This is a genomic window from Nonomuraea sp. NPDC049625 (genome assembly GCF_040675285.1).
Classification (GTDB): domain Bacteria; phylum Actinomycetota; class Actinomycetes; order Streptosporangiales; family Streptosporangiaceae; genus Nonomuraea; species Nonomuraea angiospora_A.
This window is the reverse complement of the sequence record NZ_JBFAOQ010000003.1, coordinates 1,038,247-1,064,687: the sequence shown is the minus strand read 5'-3', so window position 1 is coordinate 1,064,687 and position 26,441 is coordinate 1,038,247. Positions and strand designations below refer to the sequence as shown.

Genomic DNA, 26,441 nt, shown 5'->3' with positions numbered 1-26,441 from the left:
CGGGAGCGAAGGGCTCTCGGGGCTCGGATAGGCTGCCAGACGTGCGGGAACAGATCAGCTCAGCGTCGAAGGTCGTTGTCAAGGTCGGCTCCTCCTCGCTCACCACCCCCCAGGGCACCATCGACGTCGATCGGGTCGACGCCCTTGTGGACGTGCTGGCGGCGCGGCGCCGTACGGGGACCCAGATCGTCCTGGTCTCCTCCGGGGCGATCGCGGCGGGCCTCGGCCCGCTCGGGCTGACCGCGCGACCACGCGACCTGGCCACCCAGCAGGCGGCGGCGTCCGTCGGGCAGGGTGTGCTCGTCGCCCGCTACACCTCCTCCTTCGCCCGCTACTCCCTGCGCGTGGGCCAGGTGCTGCTGACCGCCGACGACATGATGCGGCGCGCCCACCACGCCAACGCCCAGCGCACGCTCGCGCGCCTGCTGGAGCTGGGCATCGTGCCCATCGTCAACGAGAACGACACCGTGGCCACCGACGAGATCCGCTTCGGCGACAACGACCGGCTGGCGGCCCTGGTGGCGCACCTGATCCACGCCGACGCGCTCGTCCTGCTGTCGGACGTCGACGCCCTGTACGACGGCCCGCCCAGCCGCAGCGGCTCCCAGCGCCTGTCGGAGATCCGCGGGCCGGAAGACCTGGTCGGCGTCGAGCTCGGGAAGAACGGCGCGGCGGTGGGCACCGGCGGCATGGTGACCAAGGTGCAGGCCGCCAGGATCGCCACGGGGGCGGGCGTTCCCGTGGTCCTCACGGCGGCCGCTCACGCCGCCCAGGCGCTCGGTGGAGCCGATGTCGGCACCTACTTCCACCCAGGGGGCCGCCATCCCGGCACGCGGCTGCTGTGGCTCGCGCACGCCACCACCGGGCGCGGCCGCCTCCACCTCGACCAGGGGGCGGTGGAGGCCATCGTGGGGCGGCGCAAGTCGCTGCTGCCCGCGGGGGTGACGTCGGTGGAGGGTGAGTTCGCGGCGGGCGATCCGGTGGATCTGTGCGGGCCTCAGGGGCTCGTGGTGGCTCGCGGGCTGGTCAACTTCGACGCCACCGAGATCCCGGGCCTGCTCGGCCGCTCCACCAGGGAGCTGGCCAGCGCGCTCGGTCCGGAATATGAGCGTGAGCTGATCCACCGTGACGACATCGTCATACTGGAAGCTCACAACTAGTCCCCATCCCTAGGGCGACGAGCGTGCTGGGAACGTAGGGAGCGGAGCGTAGCCATGAGCACAGAGTTCTTGAAGGTCGCCCAGGCGGCGCGAGAGGCCGCCGCCGAGCTGGCCCCGCTGCCGCGGGCGCCGAAGGACCGGGCGCTGCGTGCCGTGGCCGACGCCCTGGTCGCGCACGCGGCGGAGATCGTCGAGGCCAACGCCAAGGACGTCGAGCAGGCCAGGGCGCAGGGCACGTCCGAGGCGATGATCGACCGGCTGCGGCTCGACGAGGCCAGGGTCGGCGCCATCGCCGAGGCCGTGCGCCAGGTGGCCGACCTGCCCGACCCGGTCGGCGAGGTCGTCCGCGGCGCCACCCTGCCCAACGGGCTGGAGCTGCGCCAGCTCAGGGTGCCGCTCGGCGTCATCGGCATCATCTACGAGGGTCGCCCCAACGTCACCGTCGACGCCGCCGCGCTCTGCCTCAAGAGCGGAAACGCGGTGCTGCTCAGGGGCTCCTCCAGCGCCTACTCCTCCAACACGGCCCTGGTGAAGGTCATGCAGGACGCGCTGGAGGGCACCGAGGTGCCCGCCGGAGCCGTCCAGCTCGTGCCGGGGCAGACCCGCGACTCGGTCAAGGAGCTCATGCGCGCCCGCGGCCTGGTCGACGTGCTGATCCCGCGCGGCGGCGCCTCGCTGATCAACTCGGTGGTGGAGGAGTCCACGGTGCCGGTGATCGAGACCGGCGTCGGCAACTGCCACGTCTACGTGGACGCCGAGGCCGACGTCGACCTGGCCGTGCAGATCCTGGTCAACGCCAAGGCGCAGCGGCCGTCGGTGTGCAACGCGGCCGAGACGTTCCTCGTCCACGAGGACGTCGCCGACGCGTTCGTGCCGCGGGCGCTGGCGGCGCTCGCCGAGGCGGGCGTGACCGTGCACGGGGACGAGCGCATCGCCGGGCACGGCTCAGGCGTCGTGCCCGTCACCGAGGACGACTTCTACGCCGAATACCTCTCGCTCGACATCGCCGCCGCGGTCGTCGGCTCGCTGGAGGAGGCGGTGGCCCACATCAGGAAGTACGGCTCCGGCCACACCGACGCCATCGTCACCAGGTCGCAGCGGGCGGCGCGCAGGTTCGTGGCGCTGGTCGACTCGGCGGCCGTGGCGGTCAACGCCTCGACGAGGTTCACCGACGGCGGGGAGTTCGGGTTCGGGGCGGAGATCGGCATCTCCACGCAGAAGCTCCACGCGCGCGGCCCGATGGGGTTGCCCGAGCTCACCTCCACCAAGTGGATCTACACCGGTGAGGGGCATTTGCGCACGTCAGAGGGCACGGTGGTGGCCGGTTGATCGGCGTGTCGGCCTGACCGGCGCCGTGGAGCGCAGGTTGACTGAGAGGCATGGAGATTGTCATCGCCCTCGTCTTCTCGGCTGCCGTGCTGTTCGGCGCCGACCGGTTGCTGCTCTGGCTCGAGAGCCGCGGACACGTCCACTGGCGCAGGAAGGGGCGCAGGCAGCTGTCGGACGAGCCCACGGCCCGGCTCGACAGCATGCTCTCCGACCACACTCGCCGATAATCCTTCGGCGTGCCTCAAGCGCCGACAGGGGTCCCAGCGCTAAGGTTAGGTCCCTTATGGGCGGGCCGGGCGGGGAGAGACGGTGAGCAAGCTCGGCAAGATCGGGCCGTACACCCTGGTCGAGCGGCTCGGTCGCGGCGGCATGGGCGAGGTCTACCTCGCGACCACCCGCCGGGGCGAGAGCGTCGCTCTCAAGGTCCTGCACGACCTGGCCGAGGATGAGACCTCCCGTGTCCGGCTGGAGCGCGAGGTCCGGGCGCTGCGCAGGGTCGAGAGCCCGTACGTGGCCAAGGTGCTCGACGCCGACCTGAGCTGTGCCCGCCCGTACCTGGTCATGGAGTACATCGAGGGCGCCACGCTCCTCGACCGCGTCCGCCAGAACGGCGCACTCGATGTCGGCGACCTCGTGGACCTGGCCCAGGGCATCGCCGCGGCCCTGGCGATCATTCACGCGGCCGGGGTCGTGCACCGGGACCTCAAGCCGGGCAACATCATCATGGGCTCCGAGGGGCCCGTGCTCATCGACTTCGGCATCGCGCAGGTGCTCGACGCGACCCGGCTCACCATGACCGGCACGTTCCTCGGCACGCCCGGCTACACCGCGCCGGAGATCTTCGCCGACGAGCAGGTCGACTCGCCCGCCGACGTGCACGCCTGGGCGGCGACGGTGGCGTTCGCGGCGACGGGGCGGCCGACGTTCGGGCGGGGGACGGCCGAGGCGCAGATGTACGCGGTGCTGAACGGGCAGGCCGACCTCAAGGGCGTGCCCGTGGAGCTGCTGCCGCTGGTACGCGCCGCGCTCAACAGGGAACCGGGCAAGCGCCCCACGGCGGCGTTGCTGGCCGATCGGCTGTCGCGGCTGGCCAGAGCCACCAGCGCGGCTGAGCCGGAGCCCGCCGCCGGGTCCTCGGAGGAGGCCAAGACAGGCCGCGCCACCCCTGAGGAGAAATCCGCCCGGAGCCGGGCAAACACGGACAGTAAGGTTCCCCCACCGCGTACCCGTGCGAACCCCGACACGAAGGGCTCGCCGGTCCGCGCCGACGGCAAGGGTGCCGCGGCGCGCAGCCGTACCGGCACGGATGGGAAGGGCGCCGCGGTCCGCAGCCGCACGGAGGTGCCCGCGCCGCGCGGGCGCACGGGCGCGGCGGACGGGAAGTCCGCTCTCGCGCGCTCCAAGATGACCGCGCCGCGCCAGCGTGCGGCGGCGGCCGTCCGGAGCCGGCCTCAGGTGCGCAGGAAGGCCGGGCTCAGAGCAGAGTCGACCACCACGCTGCCCGCGGGCAACGGCGCTCTGCTGATGCTGGCCGTGCTCGCGGTGCCGTGCGTGGTGACCTCGGTGATCTGGCCCATCGCCTCCATCGCGATCACCACGGTGTTCGTGGTGCTGACCAGGACGCTCTGGATGAGCCACTGGCTGGTCAGAAACCGCAGCTCGCGGCGTACGCGGGTGGCGCTGCGCGTGCTGCTCTTCCCGGTCGCCCTGGTCGGGGCGGCCGCCACCGCCGGCGTGTGGCCGGGCGTGCCGGTCGCGCTGGCGTCGGGCGGCGCGCTCTGGGTGACCGGCGGCGGAGTGATCGACTCCGACTGGTGGCAGCAGCCCGCGCCCGTGACGGTGGCGGGCGTGGTGTTCGGGATGCTGTGCGGTGGTTTCGCCGGGCGCGAGATCGAGCGGATCGGGCATCGGCTGCCCGATCTGCGCAGGGAGGGGCTGCGCGCACTGGCCGTGCTGGGCGGGTTCGTCGCCCTGTGCGCGGCCGCCGTGCGCGCTATCGCTCTCCTGCTCTGACCTGCCGCTCTCCAAGGCAGGCCGAAGCTGCCCCTCGGGGTTCGGAACCCGCCGCTCATCGCCGATCGCGGTGGGTTTCGCGGCCGATCAAGCTGATCGGCCGCGTACGGCGGTGCGGCCGGTCAGCCCTGGCCGCCGTCGCGGCGCGAGAAGCGGTTGAAGATGCGCTCGCCCGCGTTGACCGCGCCCTCGGCCACGTCGCGCAGGACGCCGATGAACGGGTCCTGCGACTGGGACCAGGACGCGCGGTAGGACTCGGCCGCGGCCTTGATCTCGTCGGTCACTCGTGCGTTGGGGTCGTCCTCCCTGCGCGGGTAGTCCCCGCCCAGGATGCGCTCGTACTCGCCGCTACGCTGCCACTTGTCCAGCTCGGCCACGCGAACCACCGCGAACGGGTGGGTCGTGCCGAGCAGGTTGAGCACCTTGAGGAAGCCGTCGCGAAGGTCGCCCGCGGTGTCGTATTCCTGGTACTGCTCCAGGAACGCCTCGATGTTCATCTCGTGGGTGTAGTCGCCGCCGGCGAGCTTCATCAGCGCCCTCTTGGCCGCCTCGGGGTCCTGGCCGACGAGCAGGCCGCCGCGGTCGGAGGACAGCTCCGACTTGCGGTACCACTCCTCCAGGCCCGCGACGATCGCGCGCAGGCCGATGTAGCCGAGCGGGATCCAGGCGACGCGGGTGGCGAGGCGGGTGAGGATGTCGAGCATCGTCCGGTAGACCGCGTGTCCCGACAGGATGTGGGCGGTCTCGTGGCCGATGACGAAGCGCTGCTCCTCCTCGTTCATGAGGTTGAGCAGGCCGGTGGTCACGACGATGAACGGGTCGTCGAAGCCGATGGCCTTGGCCTGGACCTGCGGATCCTGCTGGATGTAGATCTCGGGGATCCGGTGCAGGTCGAGCGTGTAGGCGGCGTCGCGGCCCATGTCGTAGATGGAGCGGAACTGGGTCTCGCTCACGCGTACGGCAGACGCCAGGTACATCAGGCGCAGCCGGCGCTCGCTGATGAGGCCGGACATCTGCTTGAGAACCGTGTCGAACCCACTCAACTTACGCAGAGCGACCAGGGCGGACCGGTCTGCGGGGTGTTCGTAGGCTCGGGACGAGATGCCGGGCAGTTGGACGCGGTTGCGGTCCGGGGTGGTCGTCATGCCCGGCATGCTACGTCCGCAACGGGTGTGATGCGCGGTCATCACCAAGGGGGGTCCCATCATGTTGTGGTACAAGGTCCGCGTAAGGTCCGTTTCATGATGAATGCGCCTGGCGTGCAGGGGAAGCGGCGAGTCGGAGTGATGGGTGGGACGTTCGATCCCATCCACCATGGCCACTTGGTGGCCGCCAGCGAGGTGGCCCACCACTTCGACCTGGACGAAGTCGTGTTCGTGCCGACCGGGCGGCCGTACCAGAAGGCCGAGCGCGAGGTGTCGGCCGCGGAGGACCGCTATCTGATGACGGTCATCGCGACCGCGTCCAATCCCCGGTTCTCGGTGAGCAGGGTGGACGTTGATCGCCCGGGGCCCACGTTCACCATCGATACTTTGCGTGATATTTCGGAAATTTACGGTCCTGGGGTTGAGCTGTATTTCATCACCGGCGCGGACGCCCTCGGCGCCATCCTGGACTGGCAGAACGCGGACGAGCTGTTCGAGCTGGCCCATTTCGTCGGCTGTACCCGTCCGGGGCACACGCTCCACGATCCGGGGCTGCCGGAGGGGCGGGTGACGTTGCTGGAAATTCCCGCACTGGCCATCTCGTCGTCCGAGTGCCGGCAACGTGTCGCCAAGGGGGAGCCGATTTGGTATCTGGTGCCGGACGGAATCGTCCAGTACATCAACAAACGGGGGCTGTATCACGCGGAAGGATGACGGCCTCCGTGCCGTAGGTGAGGGGTTTCGGCCCGGAAGGGTACCCTCAACGTATAGGCATGCTGCCGACACAGGAGGACAGACCCGCATCGTGACCGCATCCGACAGATCCGTCCAGCTCGTGCGCATCGCCGCGGAGGCCGCGGCGGACAAGCTGGCCGATGACATCCTCGCATACGACGTGAGCGAACAGCTCGTCATCACCGACGCCTTCCTGCTCTGCTCCGCCACCAACGACCGCCAGGTACGCGCCATCGTCGACGAGATCGAGGAGCGGCTGCGCACCGAGGCCGACGCCAAGCCCGTGCGCCGAGAGGGCGAGCGCGAGGGCCGCTGGGTGCTGCTCGACTACATCGACATCGTCGTGCACGTCCAGCACGAGGAAGACCGCACGTTCTACGCGCTCGAGCGCCTGTGGAAGGACTGCCCGGCCATCTCGCTGCCGGAGAGCGTCATGCAGGCCAACCTCCAGCGGGCACGCGCGTGAGCGGGCTCCCCCATCTCGAGTCCGAGCGTTCCGCATGAGCAAGAGGATCGTCTGCCTCCGGCACGGGCAGACCTTGTGGAACGTCGAGCAGCGATTCCAGGGACACTCCGACATCCCCCTCGACGAGACCGGCATCGCGCAGGCCGCCAGGGCGGCGTCGTTGCTGGCCTCCCTGCGGCCCACCCTGGTCGTCTCGTCCGATCTCCAGCGCGCCAACGACACGGCGCTGGCGCTCGCGCGGGTCGTCGGGCTGGACGTGAGCGTGGACAAGGACTTCCGCGAGCGCGGGGGCGGCGAATGGGAAGGGCTCACGCGCGACGAGATCGCGTCGCGCTGGCCCGAGGAATACGTGGCCTGGGAGGCGCCGGGTGGAGAGCCTGTCGCCGACGTGGCCACCAGAGTGGCCGGCGCCATGCGGCGCTGGGCGGCCAAGCTCGACGACGACGGCCTGCTGGTCGTGGCCTCCCACGGGGCCGCGCTGCGGCTCGGGATCTGCGAGCTGCTCGGGCTGCCCGAGCAGCTCTGGCCGGCGTTGGGCGGGCTGGGCAACTGCTCGTGGTCGGTGTTGCAGGAGGGGCGCAGGGGATGGCGGTTGCTGGAGCACAACGCCGGGACGCTGCCTGAGCCCGTCCGCAGCGACGACCGGCCGGAGGCCGAGGCATAGCGAGTTCGTACGGCTCGGGGGCCGTACGACCGGCGCGCTCCGATTAGGCGAATCGGCGCGGATGGCTATATGCTCTCGGAGCGCCGCAACGGGTGGACTCGGAGCGGTGACCAGGGGCTATAGCGCAGTTGGTAGCGCGCCTCCATGGCATGGAGGAGGTCTGGGGTTCGAATCCCCATAGCTCCACAAGCGGATTCGATCAGCGGCGGTGTCCTTCGGGGCATCGCCGTTTTTTGCGCGTTTGGGGCAAGGCCTGGTCAATGATGCCCGTGCTGGGAGCGGACACCGCAAACGATCATGGTGTCGTACTATGGCGTGGTACGCCGAGGTACGATTGAGCCATGGATGCTCCAATACCTCGTTCGACCGAGGTGAGCGTGCGCCAGTTCGTCAACGACTCTGGTGGCGTCACGCGCGGCCTGCGTGAGGGAAAGCGGTACATTCTGACGCTCAACGGCGAGCCGCTCGCCGAAGTGAAGCCGATCAAGCGTCGCCGGTTCGTTCCCACAGCTGAGGCGCAGGCCGTGTTCGCCACCGCCCCGGCTGTTGACTGGGACGAGGTACGGGCTGATCTGGACACGATGATCGATGACGAGCTACGCGATCCGCTCGACGGGACCGGCCTGTGACACGGCATGAGCGAGGCGTTCTCGACACGAACATCGTGGCTGCTTTCAAGCTCTTCGATCCCGCCGAACTGCCCGCAGAGTCGGCGATCACCGCAGTCACGCTTGGCGAACTGTCGCGTGGACCGTATGCCACCGATGATCCGGTCAAGCGTGCGGGAAGGGTCGCGGTGCTCCAGTATGCGGAGGCGGCGTTCGGTGATCCGCTGCCGTACGACGCCGAGGCGGCCCGCGTGTTCGGGCAGATCTGTGCCGTCGTGTACATGCAAGGTCGACAGCCACGAAGCCGGACCGCCGACCTGATGATCGCTGCAACGGCCGCCGGTAACGGGCTGCCGTTGTTCACCGCGAACCCCAAGGACTTCGACGGCCTGGAACGGCTTGTGAACGTGGTCGCTGTGACACGACCTCACGGCGCGACGGGCTAGCCTCGATGAAAGAAGCCCGGCTTCCGTGATGGAGCCGGGCTTTTGCTGTTTCGGCTTGATCGCTGTGGGCGCCGGGATGGCGGGAGATGCTGCTTCCGGGCGTCCTGGTCGTCGTGCAGATCCTGCTCTGGGCGCCGCACGTCCCAGGGCTCCTTCCGGCCGCGAGCAAGGTGATCGCCTTCGCCGCCCCCAGCTGCCGTCGCCTCGCACCTGCGTGGGCCCTCGGCGGCACCTGGCCGCCGCCGGTTTCGACGTGTACGCCTACGACCAGCTCGGCGCCGGCCGCTCCACCCGGCTGTCGGACGTGACCGGATACACGGTCGCCCGGCACGTCGCCGACCTCGAGGCGATCCGCCGCACCATAGGCGCGGACCGGATCGTCATCGTCGGCCAGCGGACGGGTACCGGCGCACGTTCCCCGACGCCACGCTGGTGCCCGTCGCGAACGCGGGTCACGCCATCGCGGGCGGTCGACCCGACGCCTGCACCCGCCTCCTGCGGACCTTCCTGACCGAACGGTAGTGTGCGGGAAAACATGATCGAAAGGTATGAACCTTGGCAGCCTCCCTCGTCGCTTTAGCGCTTGCCTCGTTGCTCACCGCTCCGTCCTCCGCACTGCCCGCGTGCCCGCTGATCTTCGGGCACGGCGGTTACCCCACGGGCGCCAACGCCTGGGAGCGGGACCAGGTGCGTCAGCCCAACAACCCCACGGCCATCCGCCGCTACCAGTCCTGGGGGGCGTCAGGCGTCGAGGCCGACCTGCAGCTCACCAAGGACGGCACCAAGGCCGTCATGTGGCACAACACCTCTACCTGGGGCCTGACGGGCACGAAGAAGAACATCACCGACATCTGGTGGGCGGCGGGCGACACCGCGCTCAAAGGCCGGACCATCAACCGCGGCATCTTCGAGGGCGAGACCGTCTACACCTTCCGCGAGTGGCTGGCCGAGATGAAGAGCGCCGGCATGATCGGGCTGGTCGAGATCAAGCCGGAGGCCCGGCAGTCGCTGCTCAGCTCCAACGCCGCGATCAAGGCGCGGGCCTGGGCCGAGGTGCTCGACCCCGTCAAGGAGCGTTACCAGTCGCAGGAGATCATCCTGTACTCCCACAACAGCGAGATCGCCGCCGAGCTCAGGAGCCGGGTGAGCGCCGCGGGCATGACCAAGGTGCTGAGCGGCGGGCCCATCTGGCCGGAGGTCACCAAGTGGGAGGAGCCGCCCCCCTCGTGGACGCTGAACGAGAGCGCGTGGCAGGGGGCGCTCGATCGCGGCGCCAAGCGGGTGGCCACCGACTACACGCCCCAGTTCAACGCGTGGCTGAAGGGGAAGTGCCAATGACCCGGTGACGGGTCCGGCCTTCGGCGTCGTCCGGTGGCCGATCAGTTGAGGGCGCCGTTGCGGGCCTGCCAGCGGGCCCGGTGGCGTTCGGCGGCGTCCTCGGCCAGGGCCGTTGCCGCGGCGGGCACCGGCTCGGCGGCCCAGGAGCCGAGCCGGCTCTCCATCCGGTCCACGAAGGTCACCCCGTGCTCCGTCAGCCGGCCGCTGCTCAGGAGGGTGCGGGTGACCAGGTGGGCCGCCGCCCGCCAGCGGGCGAACTCGGCGCTCGCGCGGATCTCGTCCTCGCCCGACTCGTGCTGCCGCTGCCGCCGCCAGAAGTCCGTCACGCCCAGGTACGCGTACGCGCCCTGGAGCAGCCCGCCGGCGGGTCTGGGGTCCTCGCGCCAGGGCGCGTAGTAGCGGGAGCCGTCGTCGGGGGCGGTCAGCGGCACGATGTCGAGCAGGGCCGAGAGCTTGGCGTGCTGGGCCTCGTGGGTGAGGGTCTCCGCCAGCGTACGGGGGTCCGGCGGGTCGGAGAGGGCGATGCAGCCGTAGGCGTCGCGCGAGGAGGCGCTGGACGAGCCCGTCGAGGGGGTGGTCAGCGGCGTGAGGACCGTGATGCCGGCCGACACCTCCTCGGCGATCGGCTCGTGGTGGCTCACCAGGAGCTGCCAGGATTCGTCCAGGATTCGCTGCCAGCGGGCCGCCTCCGCGTCCGTGAGCCGCCCGTGCAGGTCGGTCGCCCCCGGCAGCCGGTGCGGGTCCAGATCGTCGATGAGCACGTTCAGGCTTCTGCCCCGGGACTCGGCGGAGAGGGCGCGCAGCCGCTGCCAGCCGGGGGCGTCGTCGCGGATCTCGACCACCAGGTCGCCCGCGCTCACCTCCGCGCCCTCCGGCCAGCAGTGCACGGTCGCCATGGTCACGCCGCCCGGGAAGGCGACCTGTCCCAGCGACGGCAGCATGGCCCTGCCGGCGAAGACCGGAACGTCCACCTCACACGTCGTACGGGCGTGGATGGCCGCCGCCGCGGCGAGGGCGGCCAGCTGCTCCGGCGAGCGCCGGGAACGGATGGCGTGGCGGGCCCAGGCGCCGACCGACGGGTGCTGCAGAACCCTGCCGACCGCCTCCGGATGGCTCGTCTGGAGCGTGGCGAGCAGGTCGTAGGCGCGGCGCGTCCGCGCCCAGGAGGTGTGGCCCAGGTCGCGGGCCACGTCCAGGACACCCCTGATGAGCAGCAGGTGCTTGCTGTATTGGGCGGCCTTGAGCCGCCGCACGGCGCCGCCGCCTCCGCCGCCGTTCGCGAGGGCGTCGAACGCGTCCGCCGGGATCCGGTGGTCAGTGAGGTTCATCGGGGATCCTTAGTACGGCGACGGACGTCGGCCTGCACGGTCCGGCCGACGTGCTTGATCAGGCTCAGCAGGTCGGCGCAGTAGACCGAGGGGTTGTGGAAGCCGTTGCCCGCTCTGTAGCGGTGGGCGAACAGGCCGCCACCGCAGATCATGCCCACCTCGCACGCGGCGCACTCCGGCGCGGGGTCGAGGCGGGCGATCTGGCGGGCGGCGGTGAAGGGCAGGAGCAGGAGGTCGTCGAAGGAGTCGCGGGCCACGTGCAGCCCGGTGCTCCCGGCGCCCTCGAACGCCGACTTGAGCAGGTCGGACTGCTCGATCTCGCCGTCGGTCTCGATCACGATCATGGCCGCGGGCGAGAGGCCGATCTGCTCGGTGGCCGACTCCCCGCCGAGGAGCAGGTGGATGATCTCGTCGAACAGCCGGACGCGCGTGGCGTGGGACGGGGTGGCGTACCACTGGTCGAAGACGGTCGCCAGCCAGGTCGCGTACGGGGTGTCCGGCGAGCCGGGGACCCTGCCGGGCGGCGGCTCGGACCAGTTGCCGTGGGGGAGCAGGAAGTCGATCAACGGCGGGTCGAAGCCCAGGAGGGCGGTGTAGGTGCCCATGGGGTCGTTGCGGAGATCGACCGTGCACAGCAGCCCGTGGAACAGGTGCCGGAAGTCCTCGGACGTGAGGAGCTCCAGCGCGGCGGCCACCCGGTGGTAGCTGCCGCGGCCGTCGGCGGTGCGGCGGGAGCGGTCGTGGTCGGCCTGCCCGCCGTCGAGGCTCACCCCGACGCCGATCTCCAGCTCGTCGAAGAGCCGCAGGAAGCGCGTGTCGAGGAGCGTCGCGTTGGTCTGCACGCTGACGTCCACGCGGACCGGCACGGCGGACCTGACGACGCCCACGAGGTCGCGGATGTCGTCGTGGCCGGCCAGGAGCGGCTCACCGCCGTGCAGGATCACGTCGACGCTGTCGAGATCGTGCGCCTTGGCGTGTTCGGCGATCCTGCCCGCGGTGGCCTCGACCGTTTCCCGAGACATACGTTTTGGGCGAAATCTCCAGCTTTGATCCGCCATTTCGTACATGTAGCAATATGTGCATGACAAATCACATCTGCTATGTACTTTCAGGATGAACTGCCGGAACGGCGTCGGCCGCCAGCCGCGGACCAGCAGCGCGTCGACGTCCAATGTCGCTGGCCACTCTGACACCGCGGATCAGCCTCCACATTGAGACTTGCGAGGTGCCCAGCATATGACGTCATTCTGATAGTCGAAGCATCTCGTTGGCCCTTTCGAGCGCCTCGTCGGTGAGCAGGGGAAAGATGCCGTGAACCACGGCAGCGGCGGCTCGGGGAGTGCCCGACCGGTGAAATGCCTCAGCTAGTGCCATTTGTGCGGATATGTCGTTCGGTGCGAGGGTCACTGCCGCGTTGATCTGCTCGATCGCCCGGGTGAGATCCCCATGGGCCAGGTGCCAGCGGCCGTCGATGGTGAGCGCGCGGGCGACCCCGTCGAAGCGCCCGCGCTCGGCGTACAGGCTCACCGCCTCCTCGCAGTAGCGGCGTACCTGCTTGACGTCGCCCTGCGCGAGCGCCGCGTCGGCGTGGATCTCGGCGACCTCGGCCCGCACCCAGGAGTCGTCGGGCTCGGCCGCGTGCCTGGCCTCGTCGGCGAGCCGGGCGGCGAGCGGCCAGTTGCGCTGGGCCCGCGCCGTGCGGGCCGCCTCCAGGTAGGTCGCGGGCGAGCCGCGGTGCGAGACCGGGCCGATGAGCCGGTCGTGGGCCAGCTCGTACCAGCGGCTGCCCATGCGGTGCTCGCCGCGCAGGATGTGCCGGTCATCGAGGGCGCGGGCCACGGCGTTGGGCATGCCCATGGTCTGCTCGATGCCCTCGTACGCGATGTTGCGGGTGCCGTGGTCGGTGATGAACGTACGGCGCAGCCAGAGCAGCAGCTCCCCCACGGGGACGTCGAACTCGCGCGCCACCTCCCCGACCGCGCGCTTGAAGAAGTCGAACAGGAACTCCTCGACCACCGCGTACACCCGCACGTGCTCCTCGCCGATCTCCGTCACCTCGTCGGGCAGCGAGTCCCACAGCGCGGAGCAGACCACCTGGAGCTGGACCGGCTCCACCAGATCCAGCTCGACGGTGGACGGGTTGCCCCACGCGTCCTTGACGGTGGCCGAGCGCAGCTCGCCGACCAGGAGCCGGGTGGCGGCGCTCGTGATGGTCCTGGACGTGCGGTCCAGCGGCCGCTCCACCGCCTGCCTCGCCGCCTCGGGGGAGAGCGGCTGCAGGTGGAAGCGGGCCCGTGAGCCCTGGCCGAACGGGCGCTCGTAGGGCAGGACGAGGAACAGGTACTCCTCGCGGAGCGACAGCAGGAGGTGCAGGCTGGGGTGGTCGCGCATGGCCCGTACGAGCTGGTCGACGAGCTCCTTGCGGTCGCGCTGGCGGGCCAGGTCGCTGTGGAACAGGGTCTCCGCCTGGTCGATGGCGGCCAGGACGGGCAGCGGGTCGCCGTACTCGTCCTCGCGCCCGGGGCGCTCGGTCAGGAAGCGCGTGATGGTCAGGCCCGCCAGCGAGCCGGGCGAGGCGTCCGGAGCCCAGGCCGACAGCAGCGCCATGACGTACGGGTTGCCGCCCGCGATCGGGAGCGGGGTGTGCGGCGAGATCCTGGCGACGGGCAGCACGTCGGCCCGCTCCGGATCGATCCTGGGCAGCACGCCCGCGTTGAGCAGCGAGGTCTTGCCCACGCCGGAGGCGCCGTAGAGCACAGTCAGCCCGGCCGCCCGCCAGAGCGTGGCGATCTCCCGCGACTCCTGCTCCCTTCCGTGGAACAGGTCGCTGTCGGCACGGCCGAAGGGGCGCAGCCCGACGAACGGCCGGCCGGCGGGATCGGTCACGGTCATAGCGGCGTCCTCGCATTCCAGTCGAGCAGTTCCTTGAAGAACGCGGACGTGGTGCCGACGTAGATCGAGATCTTCAGGTCGGCGTAATAGCTCTTCAGGTATTCGCCGGCCAGATCCTCCGCGTCGGTCAGCGACGTGTTCAGCTCCGGCAGGAGTTGCACGCTGATATGCCGGCGCTGCCGGGTGGAGGGAATGGATTTGATCAGCCCGTGAAAGAGCACCCGGAAGTTCCAGTCCTGGAGGCTGTAGCCGAGGAAGAGCAGCGGGCTCGAGGTCATGGCGTCGAGCACCGGCTCGGGAATCGGGAGGAGCTGGCGGCCGTTCGCGTCGTCGACGTCGCGCAGATTGAGGAGATACTGCACGTAATCGTTCTCGGTCAGCACGATGGAGGAGGGGTCGTCCCAGTTCCCGTGCAGATGATAGATCAGCGGATGGTCGGGATCGGGGTCGGGCACGACCGCCCGCTTCGTCGGCTCCCACCACGTCGACCTGCACACATTAGGGGTGCGCGGACCTTTGCGGCAGTGCTGTAAAGCCTGGAGCATGAAGTCGTCGTAGTTGGTGGTGAGAAAAGTCTTGATCGGGAACTCGGCCAGCACCGTGTGCGGGTCGAGCGGGTCGGTGGCGCCCGCCGCGCGCTGTTTCAGGTATGCGCAGACTTCCACTTTGAGATCAGTGGGATCGTTATGCACGTGAGCCGCGTACTGCATCACGTGCGCGAGATTTCCGTGGTCGGCGAACGGAAAGCCGTACTCCTTCGCGAAGTGCTTGCTGAGCTCCTTGCCGGTCGGAAGTCGCCCATAGCAGGCGCCCGCCCCGAGAAGCGGTGTACAGTCGCCTCTGCGGAGCTGTCTGACCAATCGCACCCAGTCCGCTTCGTTCACGCGCCACCCCACCGGCAGGACCATTCTTGTGCTGAGGAGTATATGACCCGGGACGGATGGAAATATGTGAATGTTTTTGGGCTGGCCTAAATGTGGGGGAAGTGCCGGCCCGCAGGTCAGGCGTGGCGGCCGACCCGCGGGCTGACTCAGATGGAAGACTGGAATTTGGCCACGGGCGTCACGCCGGTCTCGTCGAGAAGGCGGTCTATGGCGTCCTTCAACCGGGAGTCGTCGATGTCTTTGAGCTCCTCCAGGGTGCGCCCGCTGACATCAATGAGCCCACCGCCGTACCCCTGCACTGCTTCCTTGTTCATCGCTCTCCCTGGACCTGATGGATCTAGCGGATCCTATCTATCTCTGGCTTCAATATGCTGTCTATGCTTGTCTCAGCTGACGTGACGACCGGCCGACTCGAGGCGATATCGTGACAAATTCGCACTCGCAACACGATTCCGGCCATGCGCCGTCCGTATGGGGCAAAGTCCCCCAGCGGAACAAGAACTTCACGGGTCGGGACGACCTCATCGAGAAGCTGCGTACGGGGCTCCAGTCCAAGGTCACTGCCGTCCTCCCCCAGGCACAGGACCAGTCTCAACCCGCGCCGCACGCTCTGCAAGGACTCGGCGGCGTGGGCAAGTCGCAGCTCGCGATCGAGTACGCCCACCGCTTCAGGCACGCCTATGACCTGGTGTGGTGGGTGCCGTCGGCGCAGACGATGCTGGTGAAGTCGTCGCTGGCCGGGTTGGCCCGGGAGTTGCATCTCAAGGTCGGTCCCCACAGCGTCGAGGACGCGGCCGAGGCGGCGCTGGACGCGCTGCGGCGCGGCGACCCGTACCGGAACTGGCTGTTGATCTTCGACAACGCCGAGACCCTGGACATCAACGACATCGTCCCGCGCGGCCCCGGCCACGTGCTGATCACCTCCCGCAACCACAGCTGGCAGGGCGTGGTCGACACCCTTCCCGTGGACGTGTTCGAGCGTGAAGAGAGCGTCGCGTTCCTGGTCAAGCGGGTGGGGCGGGCGATCGACCACGAGCAGGCCGACCGGCTGGCCGAGGCCCTCGGCGACCTGCCGCTGGCCCTGGAGCAGGCGGGCGCGCTGCAGGCCGAGTCGGGGATGTCGACCGATGAATATCTGCGGCTGCTGAAGAGGCAGACGACCCGGCTCCTGGGCGCCAACAAGCCGTCCGACTACCCGCTGTCGATGACGGCGGCCTGGGCCACCTCGGTGTCGCAGCTCAAGGCCAGGCTGCCCGACGCGGTCGAGCTGCTGCGCTGCTTCGCGTTCTTCGGGCCCGAGCCGATCCCGCGCGACCTGCTGGACGAGCTGCCCGAGGAGTACGCGGCCGGATCCAAGATCGCCGGCCTGCTGGCCGACCCGATCCAGCTCAGCCAGGTCATCCGGGAGCTGGGCAGGTACGCCCTGGTGCGGATCGACTCGGAGAGCCGTACGGTCCAGGTGCACCGGCTGGTCCAGGCGCTGCTGCGCGACGAGCTCGATGGCGACGAGGCCGACGCCTTCCGCCGCGAGGTCCACCTCCTGCTGTCGGCCTCGGTGGCCGACTACGAGCCGGACGACACCACGGCCTGGCCCCGCTACGCCAACCTCCTCGGCCACATCACCACGGCCGACGTCAAAGGCAGCCGCGACCCCAACGTCCGCAAGTTCGCGCTCAACATCATCCGCTACGTCTACACCTCGGGCGACTTCGCGTCGGCCCGCGAGCTGGTGCAGGAGTTCCTGGAGGCCTGGCGGGAGGACGGCGGCGAGGACGACCGCCACGTGCTCACCGCCCAGCGCCACTACGCGATCATCATCCGCGAGCTGGGCAGCATCGACGAGTCGTTCGAGCTGAACAAGGCCCTCATGGAACGGATGCGGCGCGTGCTCGGCGAGGGCGACGAGGAGACCCTGCTGCTCACCAACAGCCACGGCGCCGACCTGCGCAACCGCGGCGAGTTCGCGGAGGCGCGGGAGCACGACCAGGAATCGCTGAGCCGGCACGAGGCGGTCTTCGGCCGCTCGCACCGCCGCACCCTGCGCGCCATGAACAACCTCGCCCTCGACCACCTGCTGCTCGGCGACTACCAGGAGGCGCAGTCCCTGCACGCGCGCGTGCTCAAGCTGCAGCGGCAGGCCGGGTCGGGCGCGAGCCGCGCCAACGTGCTCTCCTCGATGAACAACCTCGCCCGCGTCGTACGCCTCCAGGGCCGCTACCGCGAGGCCTGCGACCTCGGCCAGGACGCCTACGACTTCGGTCTCCAGGAGCTGGGCCAGGAGCACCCCTGGACGCTGCGCTGCGCCAAGGACCTGTCGATCGCCAAACGCCGGGCGGGCCTCATCGAGGAGGCGCTCGAACTCGCCGACCGCACCTTCGAGGTGCAGAAACGCGGCACCAGCATCGACCACCCCGACACCCTGGCCGCCGCCCTCTGCCTGGCCAACGCCCAGCGGGCGGCCGACCAGGTGGACGACTCGCTGCGGCTGCTGCGGGACATCGTCTCCAGGTTCGCCAGCATGTACGGCGACGAGCACCCGTTCAAGTACGGCTGCGACAGCAACTTCGCCCTGCTGCTGCGGGTGAGCGGCAGCAAGGAGCAGGCCCGGGAGATCGACGAGGCGGCGCTGGCCGGGTTCGACCGGCGGCTCACGCGCAAGCACTACTTCTCCCTGACCTGCGCCATCAACCTCGCCAGCGACCTGGCCGAGGTGGGGCTGCACGAGGAGGCGCGGGTGCTCGGGGAGCAGACCCTGCTGGACCTGCGGGCCCTGTTCGGCGACGACCACCCGGTGACGCTGGCCGCCGGGGCCAACCTCGTCGTCGACCTGCTCGCCACGGGGGCCACGGAGGAGGCGGCGGCGCTGCGCGAGGACGTGCTGGATCGCTACGACCGGGTGCTCGGCCCCAACCATCCCGACGTGCTGGTGTCCCGCCAGGGCAACCGCCTCGACTTCGACTTCGACCCACCCGTCCTCTAGCCAGGGCCCGGGCTAGGCGGAGGGGGCGGGGACCGCGATCGCCGTCACGATCAGGCCGCCGCTCACCAGCCAGCGACCCTCGAAGCGGGTCGGCCAGCCCGGGTCGTGGACCGCGATCTCGGCGGTGAAGGTCCCGAACCCGGCCGGCGGGTCCAGTGAGGGGGATGGGGAGGTGGTGAAGGTGACCGTGGCGTCCAGGAAGCCGAGCCACTGGCCCGTCAGCGGGTGCCACGCCTTGTAGATCGCTTCCTTGGCGCTGAACAGCAGTCGGCCCGGGTCCGGGATGTCCAGGAGGTCCAGGGCGGCGGCTTCCGCGGGGGTCGCGGTTCGTTCCAGGACGCCGCGGGGCATCGGGAGGTGGGGTTCGGCGTCGATGCCGATCGACAGGGCGCCGCGCGCCACCGCCGCCGCACGGTAGCCCGCGCAGTGCGTGATGCTGCCCACGACCCCGGGCGGCCAGGCGGGAGCGCCGCGGTCGCCGCGGAGGACGGGGCGGGGGGCCACGCCGAGCCGCCGCAGTGCCAGGTGGGCGCAGTGACGGGACGTACGGAACTCGCGCCGCCTCTTGTCCGCCGAGTCCGAAACGAGGGCTTCCTCCTCAGGGAAGAGCGTGATGTCCGGCGGGTCGCCGAAGAGCTCGGCGGTGGCGACCCACGAGGGCAGGATCTCATCGAGCATGGTGAACGCATTATCGTTCACCGTCTCGGCCGGGTCGCCCGGGCGAAGCGGTCGGTGAGGGCGCGGATGCGGTCGAGGAGTTCGGGCGGGTCGAGGACTTCGAAGTCGAACCCGGTGAGTCCGACATAGAGGGCGATCTCGTCGAGCGAGTCGGATCCCGTGTGCAGCAGGCAGGTGTGCTGGTCGATCGCCTCTACCCGGCCCGCCGTGGGGGACATGCCGGCGGCCGCCCGCTCGGCGGAGGCGTGGAGCAGGATCCGGGCCTGATGGCGGTACGGAGCCGACGCGACGGACTCGGAGACGTAACCCGCGACGTCCTCGGCCGGCGCCGGGCGCGGGGTGAACCGCGGTCCGGAGGACGGCCGGCTCTCGATGCGGTCGACCCGGAAGGTCCGCCAGTCCTCGCGGCCGGTGTCCCAGGCCACGAGATACCAGCGGCGGGGGGTGTGCACGAGCCGATGGGGCTCGACGACGCGGGTGCTCGCCGTCTCGTCGCGGCTGCGGTAGGCGAAGCGCAGGCGATCATGATCGCGGCAGGCGGCGGCGATCGCGGTCAGCGTCTCCGGGTCCACCGTCGGCCCGGTGCCGGGCAGGGACACGGTGACCGATTGCAGCGCCTCGACCCGGCGGCGCAGCCTGGACGGCAGCACCTGTTCGAGCTTGAGCAGCGCGCGTACCGACGTCTCCTCGATCCCCGCGACGGTGCCGACCGCGGCGCCACGGAGTCCGACGGCGACCGCCACGGCCTCCTCGTCGTCGAGCAGCAGCGGCGGGAGGGCCGCACCGGCGCCGAGGCGGTAGCCGCCCGCCGTGCCCGACGTGGATCCCACCGGATAGCCGAGGCTGCGCAGCTTGTCGATGTCGCGCCGGACGGTTCGTACGTCGACGTCCAGGCGCTCGGCGAGGTCGGCGCCGGACCAGTCGCGTCGCAGCTGAAGCAGCGACAGGAGCCGGAGCAGGCGCGCTGAGGTCTCCAACACAGTTCTCAGTCTGACGCCCCTTGAGGACAGTAATCGTCCGCAAGGCGAATTAACGTCTGGCCCATGCACACCGAGAGCACCGAAATCCGGCCGTTCCGCATCGATATCCCGCAGGCCGACCTGGACTCCTTGCGGGACCGGCTGGCGCGTACCCGCTGGCCCGACGAGCTGCCCGGCGTCGGCTGGACCTACGGCGTCCCCGTCGGCTACCTGAAGGGGCTGGCCGAGTACTGGCGGACCTCCTACGACTGGCGCGAGCACGAGAAGAGGCTCAACGACTTCCCGCAGTTCACCACCACGATCGACGGACAGAACATTCACTTCCTGCACGTCCGCTCGCCCGAACCGGACGCGCTGCCGCTGATCATCACCCACGGGTGGCCGGGTTCGATCGTGGAGTTCATGGACGTGATCGGGCCGCTCACCGACCCCCGTGCGCATGGCGGCGACCCGGCCGACGCGTTCCACGTCATCGCCCCGTCCATCCCCGGGTTCGGCTTCTCCGGGCCGACGCGCGAGACAGGATGGGACATGTCCCGGATCGCCCGTGCCTGGGCGGAGCTGATGAGCCGGCTCGGCTATCAGCGGTACGGCGCCCAAGGCGGCGACACGGGCTCCGTGGTCTCTCCGGAGCTGGCCCGCATCGACTCCGAGCATGTCGTGGGCGTTCACGTCAACGGCAGCCTCGGATTCCCCACCGGGGATCCGGCGGAGCTGGCCGCCCTGAGCGAAGCCGAGCAGGAGCGGCTCGGCCGCCTGCAGCGGCAGATGGAGGAGGCCGCCGGGTACGCGATCATCCAGTCGACCCGTCCGCAGACACTGGGATTCGGGCTCGCCGACTCGCCGGTCGGGCAGCTCGCCTGGATCGTCGAGAAGTTCAAGGAGTGGACCGATCCGGCCGCCGAGCTCCCCGAGGACGCCGTCGATCGCGACCTGCTGCTCACCAACGTCAGCGTCTACTGGCTGACCGGTACGGCCACCTCGTCCGCCCGCCTCTACAAGGAGGGCAGGGCCGCTTGGGGGCGGCCGGCGACACGCTCCGAGGTGCCCGCCGGGGTGGCGGTGTTCCCCGGCGACTTCGGAGTCCGCTCCATCGCCGAGCGTGACAACAACGTCGTCCACTGGTCGGAGTTCGAGCGCGGCGGCCACTTCGCGGCGATGGAGGTCCCTCAGCTCCTGGTCGGAGACGTAAGGACGTTCTTCCGAGACCTCCGGTGACCCTTCGGAGAGTACTCCAAGGGATCAGGCCGGCGACTTCGTGAGTTCGTCGTGGACCCACGACGACAGCGTGGTCGGGGTGGTGGTCGCGGCGGTGCGGTCCTGCTCGGGGACGAAGCCGTCTCGCAGGCCGGTCGACATGCCCAGTACCGCTTCGGCAAGGCCGGGTGGCATACCGGCTTCGAGGTACTGGTCGTACATCGCCTGGTCGCTGATCCGCTCGACGGTGATGGGGCGTCCCAGCTCGGTGCTGAGGATGGACGCCACGTCGTTCCACGTCAGGTCGGCGGGGCCGTGGACCGCTTGGACGTGGCGACCGGACCACGCCGGGTTGAGGAGCACCGTCGCGGCGACCTCGGCGATGTCGCGCGGAGCGACCCAGCTCATCGGTGCGTCGAGAGGCAGGGCGACCTGCAGGGTGCCGGCGCGGAGGGCGTCCATCTGGAGCAGCAGGTTGGTGAAGAAGTAGCCGCAGCGCAGGTGGGTCACGTCGGCGCCGGTCTCGTTCAGGGCCATTTCGGTGCCTGCCAGCCCGTCGATCTCACCGGCCCCGTGGCGCTTCTCCGCCCCGACGCTGCTCTGGAAGACGACCCGGCCGATGCTGTTACGGGTGACGGCCGCTGTGACGGCTTCGGTGGCGCGAGCGTAGTCGGCCAACGGGTCGGCACCCGCCGCGGTGGGGTCGATCCAATAGATCGCCTCCACCTCCCGGGTCGCGGCGACGACCAGTTCCGTGTCCCAGGAGTCGGCCCGCACCACCTCGACGAAGTCGCGCAGGTCCGCGGGCAGACGGTCGGGTTGACGCATGAGTAGCCGGGGGCGGACACCGGCGCGCACGAGGGCGCGCGTCAGGTGCCGGCCGACGTTGCCATTGGGGGCGGTCACAGCAATCCGCATGAGCGGCCTCCTTCTGCATTGGGCAGGTTGGAACGCTACGAGCAGAGGCGGCCTGTTCCCGTCCTCGTCTCCCGGCAGGATGGTTCCCATGGACGAGACACCGACGGCGCGCACCCTCCATCTGTTGTCTCTGCTTCGGAGCGGCGGCGACTGGCCCGCCGCGGACCTGGCGCAACGCCTCCGCGTGAGCGTCCGCACGGTGCGTCGTGACGCTCAACGTCTGCGAGAGCTCGGTTACGACGTGCGAGCCCGTCCCGGCCCCGGGAGTGCTTATCGGCTCCATCCCGGTGTCAAGATCCCACCGCTGCTCTTCACCGAGGACGAGATCAGCGTGATCATCGCCGGTCTCCGCGTGCTCGAGGCCTGGGTCCCCGACGACCCGGCCACCTCGGCGGCACTGCTCAAACTCGACCAGGTGCTCCCACGAAGGCTGCGTCGACGGGCCGCCGCCACAGCCCTGGTCACCGAGGTCCTGCAGCAGCCTGCGGCCGTCATCACCTCGGCCACGATCGGCGTCCTGGCCGACGCCGTCGCCGGCAACACCCGGGTGCGGTTCCGATACACGGACCGCAACGGCGACCGATCGGAGCGCCTGATCGAGCCCTACCGGCACATCTTGCGGAATGGGCGCTGGTATCTGGTGGGTTTCGACGTGTGCCGAGCCGATTGGCGACTGTTCTGTATCGACCGCGTCCGCGACCTCACGCCCGTGCCCGGTGACTACGAGCCGCACCCGTTTCCCGACCTCTCGATCGAGCGCTGGCTCACCAGCGACTTCGGGCGCGCCACTCCTACTGGGACGCGAACCGAATAGCCCGAGGCCATGTCCGGGGGATCGGGGACGGCCAAGGAGGGTGGTCCTTGGCCGTCCCGTGGTGTCATCTCAGGGCGTAGGCCCGGTTGACGGTCTGGGTGGTCGAGCCGCCCGCCGTGTCCGACGCCGTGACCCGCAGCGACACGAACCCGCTGGTCCGCGCCAGGGCGGGATGCGCCAGCTCCACGCGGAACCGCCCGTCGCCATGCTTCCTGACCCGCGTCGCGGCCCGCCAGGTGGCCCCGTCGTCGACCGAGAACTCGACCGTGACCTGGTTGACGGCGGGCGCCCGGCGTACGGCCGAGTGCGCGCCGGCGCGCAGGTCGAACGCGAACGGCTCCCCGGCCGGGGCCCGGTTCAGCAGGTCGAGGGGCAGGTCGTAGGTGACCTGGACGGCCGGCTGGAACGCGCACCCCGCCCCGAACGAGCACGCGTACCCCCGGGGAGCCCCCGAGGACGGCGGCGGGGAGGAGGCGAAGCGCGCGGTGGTCGTGACCTTGCCGGACAGGGTGCGTCCCGAGGTGTCCACGGCCTCCACTCGGTAGGACCCGGGGGCCGCGGTGAAGAATCGGGGGCGCCAGCCCTGCGGGGCCAGCTCCTGATCGGCCGCGAACAGCCGGGGCGCCGAGGTGACCGGGCTCAGGTCGCTGTAGTGACGGGGGTCGGAGTCGCGCCACTGCTCGAAAGGTACGAACCGGTCGGAGTCCCGGCACAGCGCGCACGGCACCTTGACCGGGTACCCCGACGGCACGTCCGCGGCGCCAGGCACCAGCGGCGCCTTGAACCACTGCTCGGAGACCCGCCGGTCGTCACCGGCGAACCGGTCGTCGGAGTGCAGGACCAGCCCGTCGTTCGTGATCGTGCGGGACCACACCACGTCGTCGGACACGGGCCCGAAGTACTCGGTCCGGGTGAGCGGCATCCGCAGCGACCCGCCGTACGCCATCCGCCCCGGCTCCTCGCCGGCCGTCGACTCGCCGTACTCCCAGCCGCTGGTGTCCGGTTTGTCGGCGTGGTAGGCGGCGTCGATCCGAACCAGCCGCCCCATGTCGACCGTGACGGGTCGCGCGGGCACCCGGCCGCGCGAGTCGAAGCGGAGGTGGTAGATCGCGCCCGGCCCCGCGTACGGTTCGAGCCGCAGCGACACCGGCCCCTTGGCCAGGGCGGACCGCAGCGAACGCCCCTCGGCGGCGTCCAGCCCCAGCCGCAGGGACCAGCCCTGCGGCACGCGGGCCCGCCCGCCGTCCACGTCGAGGAAGCCGATGACGCCCGCCGCGCCGCGCAGGGAGGCCTCGCGGCCGGCGTCGTCCATCTGGACGCTCGCGTTGACGTAGCCGCTCTCGACGGGGATCCCGACGAGCACGATCTTGCCGGAGACCTCCACCCCCGAGAAGTCCTCCGGCCGCCCCCTTCCGACCGAAACGACGGGGTAGGACGTGGCGGAGGTCAGCCTGCGCTGGGCCTCCACGTCGTACGCGGGATGCAGGACCAGCCCGCCCGCCGTGGCCGAGGTGAGTACGGGGGGCTCCAGGTTCCACTGGTGCGACAGCCGCACCTTGCCCGCCTTCACCGAGGACACCGGCGTGACGAACAGCTGCTGCCCGCCGCCCTGAACCCCGCCGTACAGCGAGACCGGCTGGTTGCGGTCGGTGAACGTGCGCACGTAGTACGCGTTCCCGCCCCCGTCCAGCGCCTTCGGCGTCCTCGGCCGGATCGGCGCCGTCCTGCGCGCGTCCAGGGTGACGGTCCGGTCCCCGTCGAGGTGGACGTTCTCGATCACCCAGCTCGTACGGTTGCTGATCCGGGTCTCGTTGGCGACGCCGATCACCTCGTAGTCCCCGGCGGGCAGGGAGAACTCACCGTTGCCCGAATAGTCGGTACGCAGGTAGTAGTACCCGTACGGGTTGAACGGGTCCTCCGGGCTGTTCGCCCGCTTCAACGGGATCGCGTACACCAGGGGCTCGGCCTGGTAACCCGGGAAGAACTCCTTGGTCCCGTACGAGTTGACCAGCGACACCCCCAGCCGGTGCGTGGCGGGACCCGTGTAGTAGCTGAACGGCGTCACCAGCCGCACGTCGCCGCCGCTCGCCGTGACCCAGCCCCCGTACGCGCCGATCGGGCCGGCCGACGGATCGGCGGTGAGCGAGACGGCGGCGGTGCCGTTCGCGGGCACGGTGACGCTCTGCGCGCCCAGCCTGACCGCCTTCTCCGGCGCGGGCCTGCCGCTCCAGCCGCGGGTGACGAGCGAGACGGCCAGCGTGACCGGCTCGGAGCCGAGGTTGCGGTACGTGACCTGCCTGGTGGCGGGCTTGCCGAGGAGCCGGAAGTCCACCACGGAGGTGGCGAACACGCTCTGGGTGACGGCGCGGGCCACGTCCACCCGGCCGCTGCCCTGCTCGAACCAGTTGTGCCCGTCGTTGCGCAAGGCCGTCGAGGTCAGCGCGTCGCGCAGCTCGGCGGCCCGCCAGCCGGGATGCTGCTGGGCCAGGATCGCGGCGGCCCCGGCGACGTGCGGCGTGGCCATGGAGGTGCCGCTGAAGGTCGTGTACCTGTCGTCGCCCGGGATGCCGGGCAGCGAGGAGTCGGCCGAGCGCGCGGCGACGATGTCCACGCCGGGGGCGACGATGTTCGGCTTGACGGCGGCGTCGTCCAGCCGCGGCCCCTTGCTGGAGAAGTCGGCCAGGGTCGTGCCGGTCTCCTTGTCCACCGCGCCCACGGCCAGCGCCTCGTCGGCCGCGGCCGGGACGCTCACGGTGAGCGGGTCCTCCTCGTTCCCGGCGGCCGTCACGAAGAGCGTGCCGTACTTCTTCGTGAGCTCGTTCAGCGCCTGGCTCATCGGGTCGGTGCCGTTGCCGCAGCAGGAGCCCAGGCTCATGTTGACCACGTCGGCGCCCTGCGCGGCGGCCCACTCCATGCCGGAGATGGCCCACGACCAGTCGCCCAGGCCGTTGTCCGCGAGGATCTTGCCGACCAGCAGGGACGCGGCCGGCGCCACGCCCTTGTACGTCGGGCCGGCGCCCGCGATCGTCGAGGCGACGTGCGTGCCGTGTCCGACCTTGTCGGCGATGCCGGCGGAGTCGGAGAAGTTCTCGCTGGCGAGAATGCGTCCGGCGAAGTCCGGGTGGGCGGCGTCGATCCCGGTGTCGAGGACGGCGACCTTGACCCCCCTGCCGTCGAACCCGCGCTCCCACCCGGCCGGCGCGCCGATGAGGGGCACGCTCTTGTCGAGCGAGGCCCGCGTCTTGCGGTCCAGCCAGATCTTGGAGATCGCGCCGCCGGTCAGTCTGGCGCCGGTGTTGAGCCCGGCCCAGAAGTCGTCGGCCCGGTCGGCGCGTACCGTGAGCGCGGCGCCGTTGACGCTGTCTAGCACCCGTACGTTCTCGCCGGCCGCCAGGGACCGGGCCGATCTGGCGAGCGCGGCGGGGGCGGGGTCGCCCGGGTAGGTGACGAGCAGCGGGATCGCCTCGACGCGCCGGTCCCGCGCCAGCGTCTCGACGTCGAACAGCTCCTCGTCCAGCGTCCCGGCGGCGACCATGGGGGCCGCGTCGGAGGGCAGGACCAGATATCCGCCGTCCTTGCCGGGCAGGGTGGCGAACGTGACGTCCGCGCCGTCGGGCCTGGGCGCCGGCCTGATGGCGATGGAGGGGACGCCGCTCTGCGACGGCGCGTACTCGACGACGTCGCCGGTGATGAGGGTGAGGGTGACCCGGGCCGGCTGGGTCTCAGCGGGCTCGGTGACCGCGGCTGCCGCCTGGTGGAGCGGCGCGAGCCCGGCGGCGAGCACGAGCGCCGAGCCCGATAACACCGCCGATAACCGCGTGTGAAATTTGGACAAGTTGTGCCCTTTCGGTTGAGCGAGAGCACTT

The 26,441-nt window shown here is 70.4% G+C and carries 24 protein-coding genes and 1 tRNA gene; 15 read left to right on the top strand and 10 right to left on the bottom strand.

Annotation, left to right across the window (positions count from 1 at the left end):
• Positions 1 to 32: 32 nt before the first annotated feature.
• From proB to AB0J87_RS18425, 4 genes are all read left to right on the top strand, one after another.
• On the top strand, positions 33 to 1,160 hold the full coding sequence (gene proB, locus AB0J87_RS18440; RefSeq protein WP_319712644.1) for a glutamate 5-kinase: 1,128 nt from the start codon (positions 33 to 35) through the stop codon (positions 1,158 to 1,160).
• A 54-nt stretch (positions 1,161 to 1,214) separates the two neighbouring features.
• Positions 1,215 to 2,489 (top strand): glutamate-5-semialdehyde dehydrogenase, encoded by a 1,275-nt coding sequence (locus AB0J87_RS18435; protein WP_350740720.1) that lies wholly within the window; start codon positions 1,215 to 1,217, stop codon positions 2,487 to 2,489.
• A 50-nt stretch (positions 2,490 to 2,539) separates the two neighbouring features.
• Positions 2,540 to 2,716: a hypothetical protein gene (locus AB0J87_RS18430; RefSeq protein WP_350740718.1), complete on the top strand. Its 177-nt coding sequence runs from the start codon at positions 2,540 to 2,542 to the stop codon at positions 2,714 to 2,716.
• An 82-nt stretch (positions 2,717 to 2,798) separates the two neighbouring features.
• Entirely contained in the window at positions 2,799 to 4,502 is a 1,704-nt protein-coding gene (locus AB0J87_RS18425; RefSeq protein ID WP_363966565.1) for a protein kinase, read from the top strand.
• A 122-nt stretch (positions 4,503 to 4,624) separates the two neighbouring features.
• Here the strand turns inward: AB0J87_RS18425 and AB0J87_RS18420 are convergent, their stop codons facing one another.
• Positions 4,625 to 5,647, bottom strand: coding sequence for a M48 family metallopeptidase (locus AB0J87_RS18420; RefSeq protein WP_350740714.1), 1,023 nt, complete (start codon positions 5,645 to 5,647; stop codon positions 4,625 to 4,627).
• A gap of 96 nt (positions 5,648 to 5,743) precedes the next feature.
• Between AB0J87_RS18420 and nadD the strand changes: the two genes are divergently transcribed.
• The 8 genes from nadD to AB0J87_RS18380 all read left to right on the top strand — a co-directional run bounded on the left by nadD (position 5,744) and on the right by AB0J87_RS18380 (position 9,904).
• Positions 5,744 to 6,361 (top strand): nicotinate-nucleotide adenylyltransferase, encoded by a 618-nt coding sequence (gene nadD, locus AB0J87_RS18415; protein WP_192793669.1) that lies wholly within the window; start codon positions 5,744 to 5,746, stop codon positions 6,359 to 6,361.
• A gap of 91 nt (positions 6,362 to 6,452) precedes the next feature.
• Positions 6,453 to 6,848, top strand: a complete 396-nt coding sequence (gene rsfS / locus AB0J87_RS18410) for a ribosome silencing factor (protein ID WP_080046168.1) — start codon at positions 6,453 to 6,455, stop codon at positions 6,846 to 6,848.
• 34 nt (positions 6,849 to 6,882) lie between these two features.
• Complete coding sequence (locus tag AB0J87_RS18405) at positions 6,883 to 7,512, top strand: histidine phosphatase family protein (RefSeq protein ID WP_363966562.1); 630 nt, start codon at positions 6,883 to 6,885, stop codon at positions 7,510 to 7,512.
• Positions 7,513 to 7,625: 113 nt separating this feature from the next.
• A tRNA-Ala gene (locus AB0J87_RS18400) sits at positions 7,626 to 7,698 on the top strand.
• Between the two features lie 191 nt (positions 7,699 to 7,889).
• Positions 7,890 to 8,141: a hypothetical protein gene (locus tag AB0J87_RS18395; RefSeq protein WP_363966560.1), complete on the top strand. Its 252-nt coding sequence runs from the start codon at positions 7,890 to 7,892 to the stop codon at positions 8,139 to 8,141.
• Entirely contained in the window at positions 8,138 to 8,566 is a 429-nt protein-coding gene (locus AB0J87_RS18390) for a type II toxin-antitoxin system VapC family toxin (protein WP_363966558.1), read from the top strand. The genes AB0J87_RS18395 and AB0J87_RS18390 overlap by 4 nt, the downstream gene beginning before the upstream one ends.
• Positions 8,567 to 8,780: 214 nt before the next feature.
• Positions 8,781 to 9,077, top strand: coding sequence for an alpha/beta fold hydrolase (locus AB0J87_RS18385; RefSeq protein WP_363966556.1), 297 nt, complete (start codon positions 8,781 to 8,783; stop codon positions 9,075 to 9,077).
• Between the two features lie 80 nt (positions 9,078 to 9,157).
• Positions 9,158 to 9,904, top strand: a complete 747-nt coding sequence (locus AB0J87_RS18380) for a glycerophosphodiester phosphodiesterase family protein (RefSeq protein ID WP_363966554.1) — start codon at positions 9,158 to 9,160, stop codon at positions 9,902 to 9,904.
• A 41-nt stretch (positions 9,905 to 9,945) separates the two neighbouring features.
• Here AB0J87_RS18380 and AB0J87_RS18375 read toward each other — a convergent pair whose 3' ends face one another.
• The 5 genes from AB0J87_RS18375 to AB0J87_RS18355 all read right to left on the bottom strand — a co-directional run bounded on the left by AB0J87_RS18375 (position 9,946) and on the right by AB0J87_RS18355 (position 15,322).
• Positions 9,946 to 11,232, bottom strand: a complete 1,287-nt coding sequence (locus tag AB0J87_RS18375) for an HEXXH motif domain-containing protein (RefSeq protein ID WP_363966552.1) — start codon at positions 11,230 to 11,232, stop codon at positions 9,946 to 9,948.
• The gene (locus tag AB0J87_RS18370) at positions 11,229 to 12,425 is read right to left on the bottom strand and encodes an FxsB family cyclophane-forming radical SAM/SPASM peptide maturase (RefSeq protein ID WP_363966550.1); all 1,197 of its coding nucleotides are present in this window, start codon (positions 12,423 to 12,425) and stop codon (positions 11,229 to 11,231) included. The genes AB0J87_RS18375 and AB0J87_RS18370 overlap by 4 nt, the downstream gene beginning before the upstream one ends.
• Before the next feature lie 49 nt (positions 12,426 to 12,474).
• A complete protein-coding gene (locus tag AB0J87_RS18365; protein WP_363966548.1) occupies positions 12,475 to 14,124 on the bottom strand; it encodes a hypothetical protein in 1,650 nt (549 codons plus the stop codon).
• Positions 14,121 to 15,032 carry an SIR2 family protein gene (locus tag AB0J87_RS18360; RefSeq protein WP_363966546.1) on the bottom strand — a complete coding sequence of 304 codons (912 nt, stop codon included), beginning with the start codon at positions 15,030 to 15,032 and terminating at the stop codon, positions 14,121 to 14,123. Before AB0J87_RS18360 ends, AB0J87_RS18365 begins: the two co-directional genes overlap by 4 nt.
• Before the next feature lie 122 nt (positions 15,033 to 15,154).
• The gene (locus tag AB0J87_RS18355) at positions 15,155 to 15,322 is read right to left on the bottom strand and encodes a hypothetical protein (RefSeq protein ID WP_185078173.1); all 168 of its coding nucleotides are present in this window, start codon (positions 15,320 to 15,322) and stop codon (positions 15,155 to 15,157) included.
• Positions 15,323 to 15,432: 110 nt separating this feature from the next.
• Between AB0J87_RS18355 and fxsT the strand changes: the two genes are divergently transcribed.
• The gene (gene fxsT, locus AB0J87_RS18350; protein ID WP_363966544.1) at positions 15,433 to 17,988 is read left to right on the top strand and encodes an FxSxx-COOH system tetratricopeptide repeat protein; all 2,556 of its coding nucleotides are present in this window, start codon (positions 15,433 to 15,435) and stop codon (positions 17,986 to 17,988) included.
• A gap of 12 nt (positions 17,989 to 18,000) precedes the next feature.
• Here the strand turns inward: fxsT and AB0J87_RS18345 are convergent, their stop codons facing one another.
• Both AB0J87_RS18345 and AB0J87_RS18340 read right to left on the bottom strand, forming a co-directional pair.
• A complete protein-coding gene (locus AB0J87_RS18345; protein ID WP_363966542.1) occupies positions 18,001 to 18,666 on the bottom strand; it encodes a 4'-phosphopantetheinyl transferase superfamily protein in 666 nt (221 codons plus the stop codon).
• Positions 18,667 to 18,683: 17 nt separating this feature from the next.
• Positions 18,684 to 19,646, bottom strand: a complete 963-nt coding sequence (locus tag AB0J87_RS18340; protein ID WP_363966540.1) for a YafY family protein — start codon at positions 19,644 to 19,646, stop codon at positions 18,684 to 18,686.
• Positions 19,647 to 19,709: 63 nt separating this feature from the next.
• Between AB0J87_RS18340 and AB0J87_RS18335 the strand changes: the two genes are divergently transcribed.
• Entirely contained in the window at positions 19,710 to 20,864 is a 1,155-nt protein-coding gene (locus tag AB0J87_RS18335) for an epoxide hydrolase family protein (RefSeq protein WP_363966538.1), read from the top strand.
• A gap of 24 nt (positions 20,865 to 20,888) precedes the next feature.
• On the opposite strand, the gene AB0J87_RS18330 is transcribed toward AB0J87_RS18335, so the two are convergent.
• Positions 20,889 to 21,761, bottom strand: coding sequence for an NAD(P)H-binding protein (locus tag AB0J87_RS18330; protein WP_363966536.1), 873 nt, complete (start codon positions 21,759 to 21,761; stop codon positions 20,889 to 20,891).
• Here AB0J87_RS18330 and AB0J87_RS18325 point away from each other — a divergent pair.
• A complete protein-coding gene (locus AB0J87_RS18325) occupies positions 21,670 to 22,575 on the top strand; it encodes a WYL domain-containing protein (protein ID WP_363966534.1) in 906 nt (301 codons plus the stop codon). The genes AB0J87_RS18330 and AB0J87_RS18325 overlap by 92 nt on opposite strands.
• 64 nt (positions 22,576 to 22,639) lie before the next feature.
• Here AB0J87_RS18325 and AB0J87_RS18320 read toward each other — a convergent pair whose 3' ends face one another.
• On the bottom strand, positions 22,640 to 26,410 hold the full coding sequence (locus AB0J87_RS18320; RefSeq protein WP_363966532.1) for a S8 family serine peptidase: 3,771 nt from the start codon (positions 26,408 to 26,410) through the stop codon (positions 22,640 to 22,642).
• Positions 26,411 to 26,441: the final 31 nt, after the last annotated feature.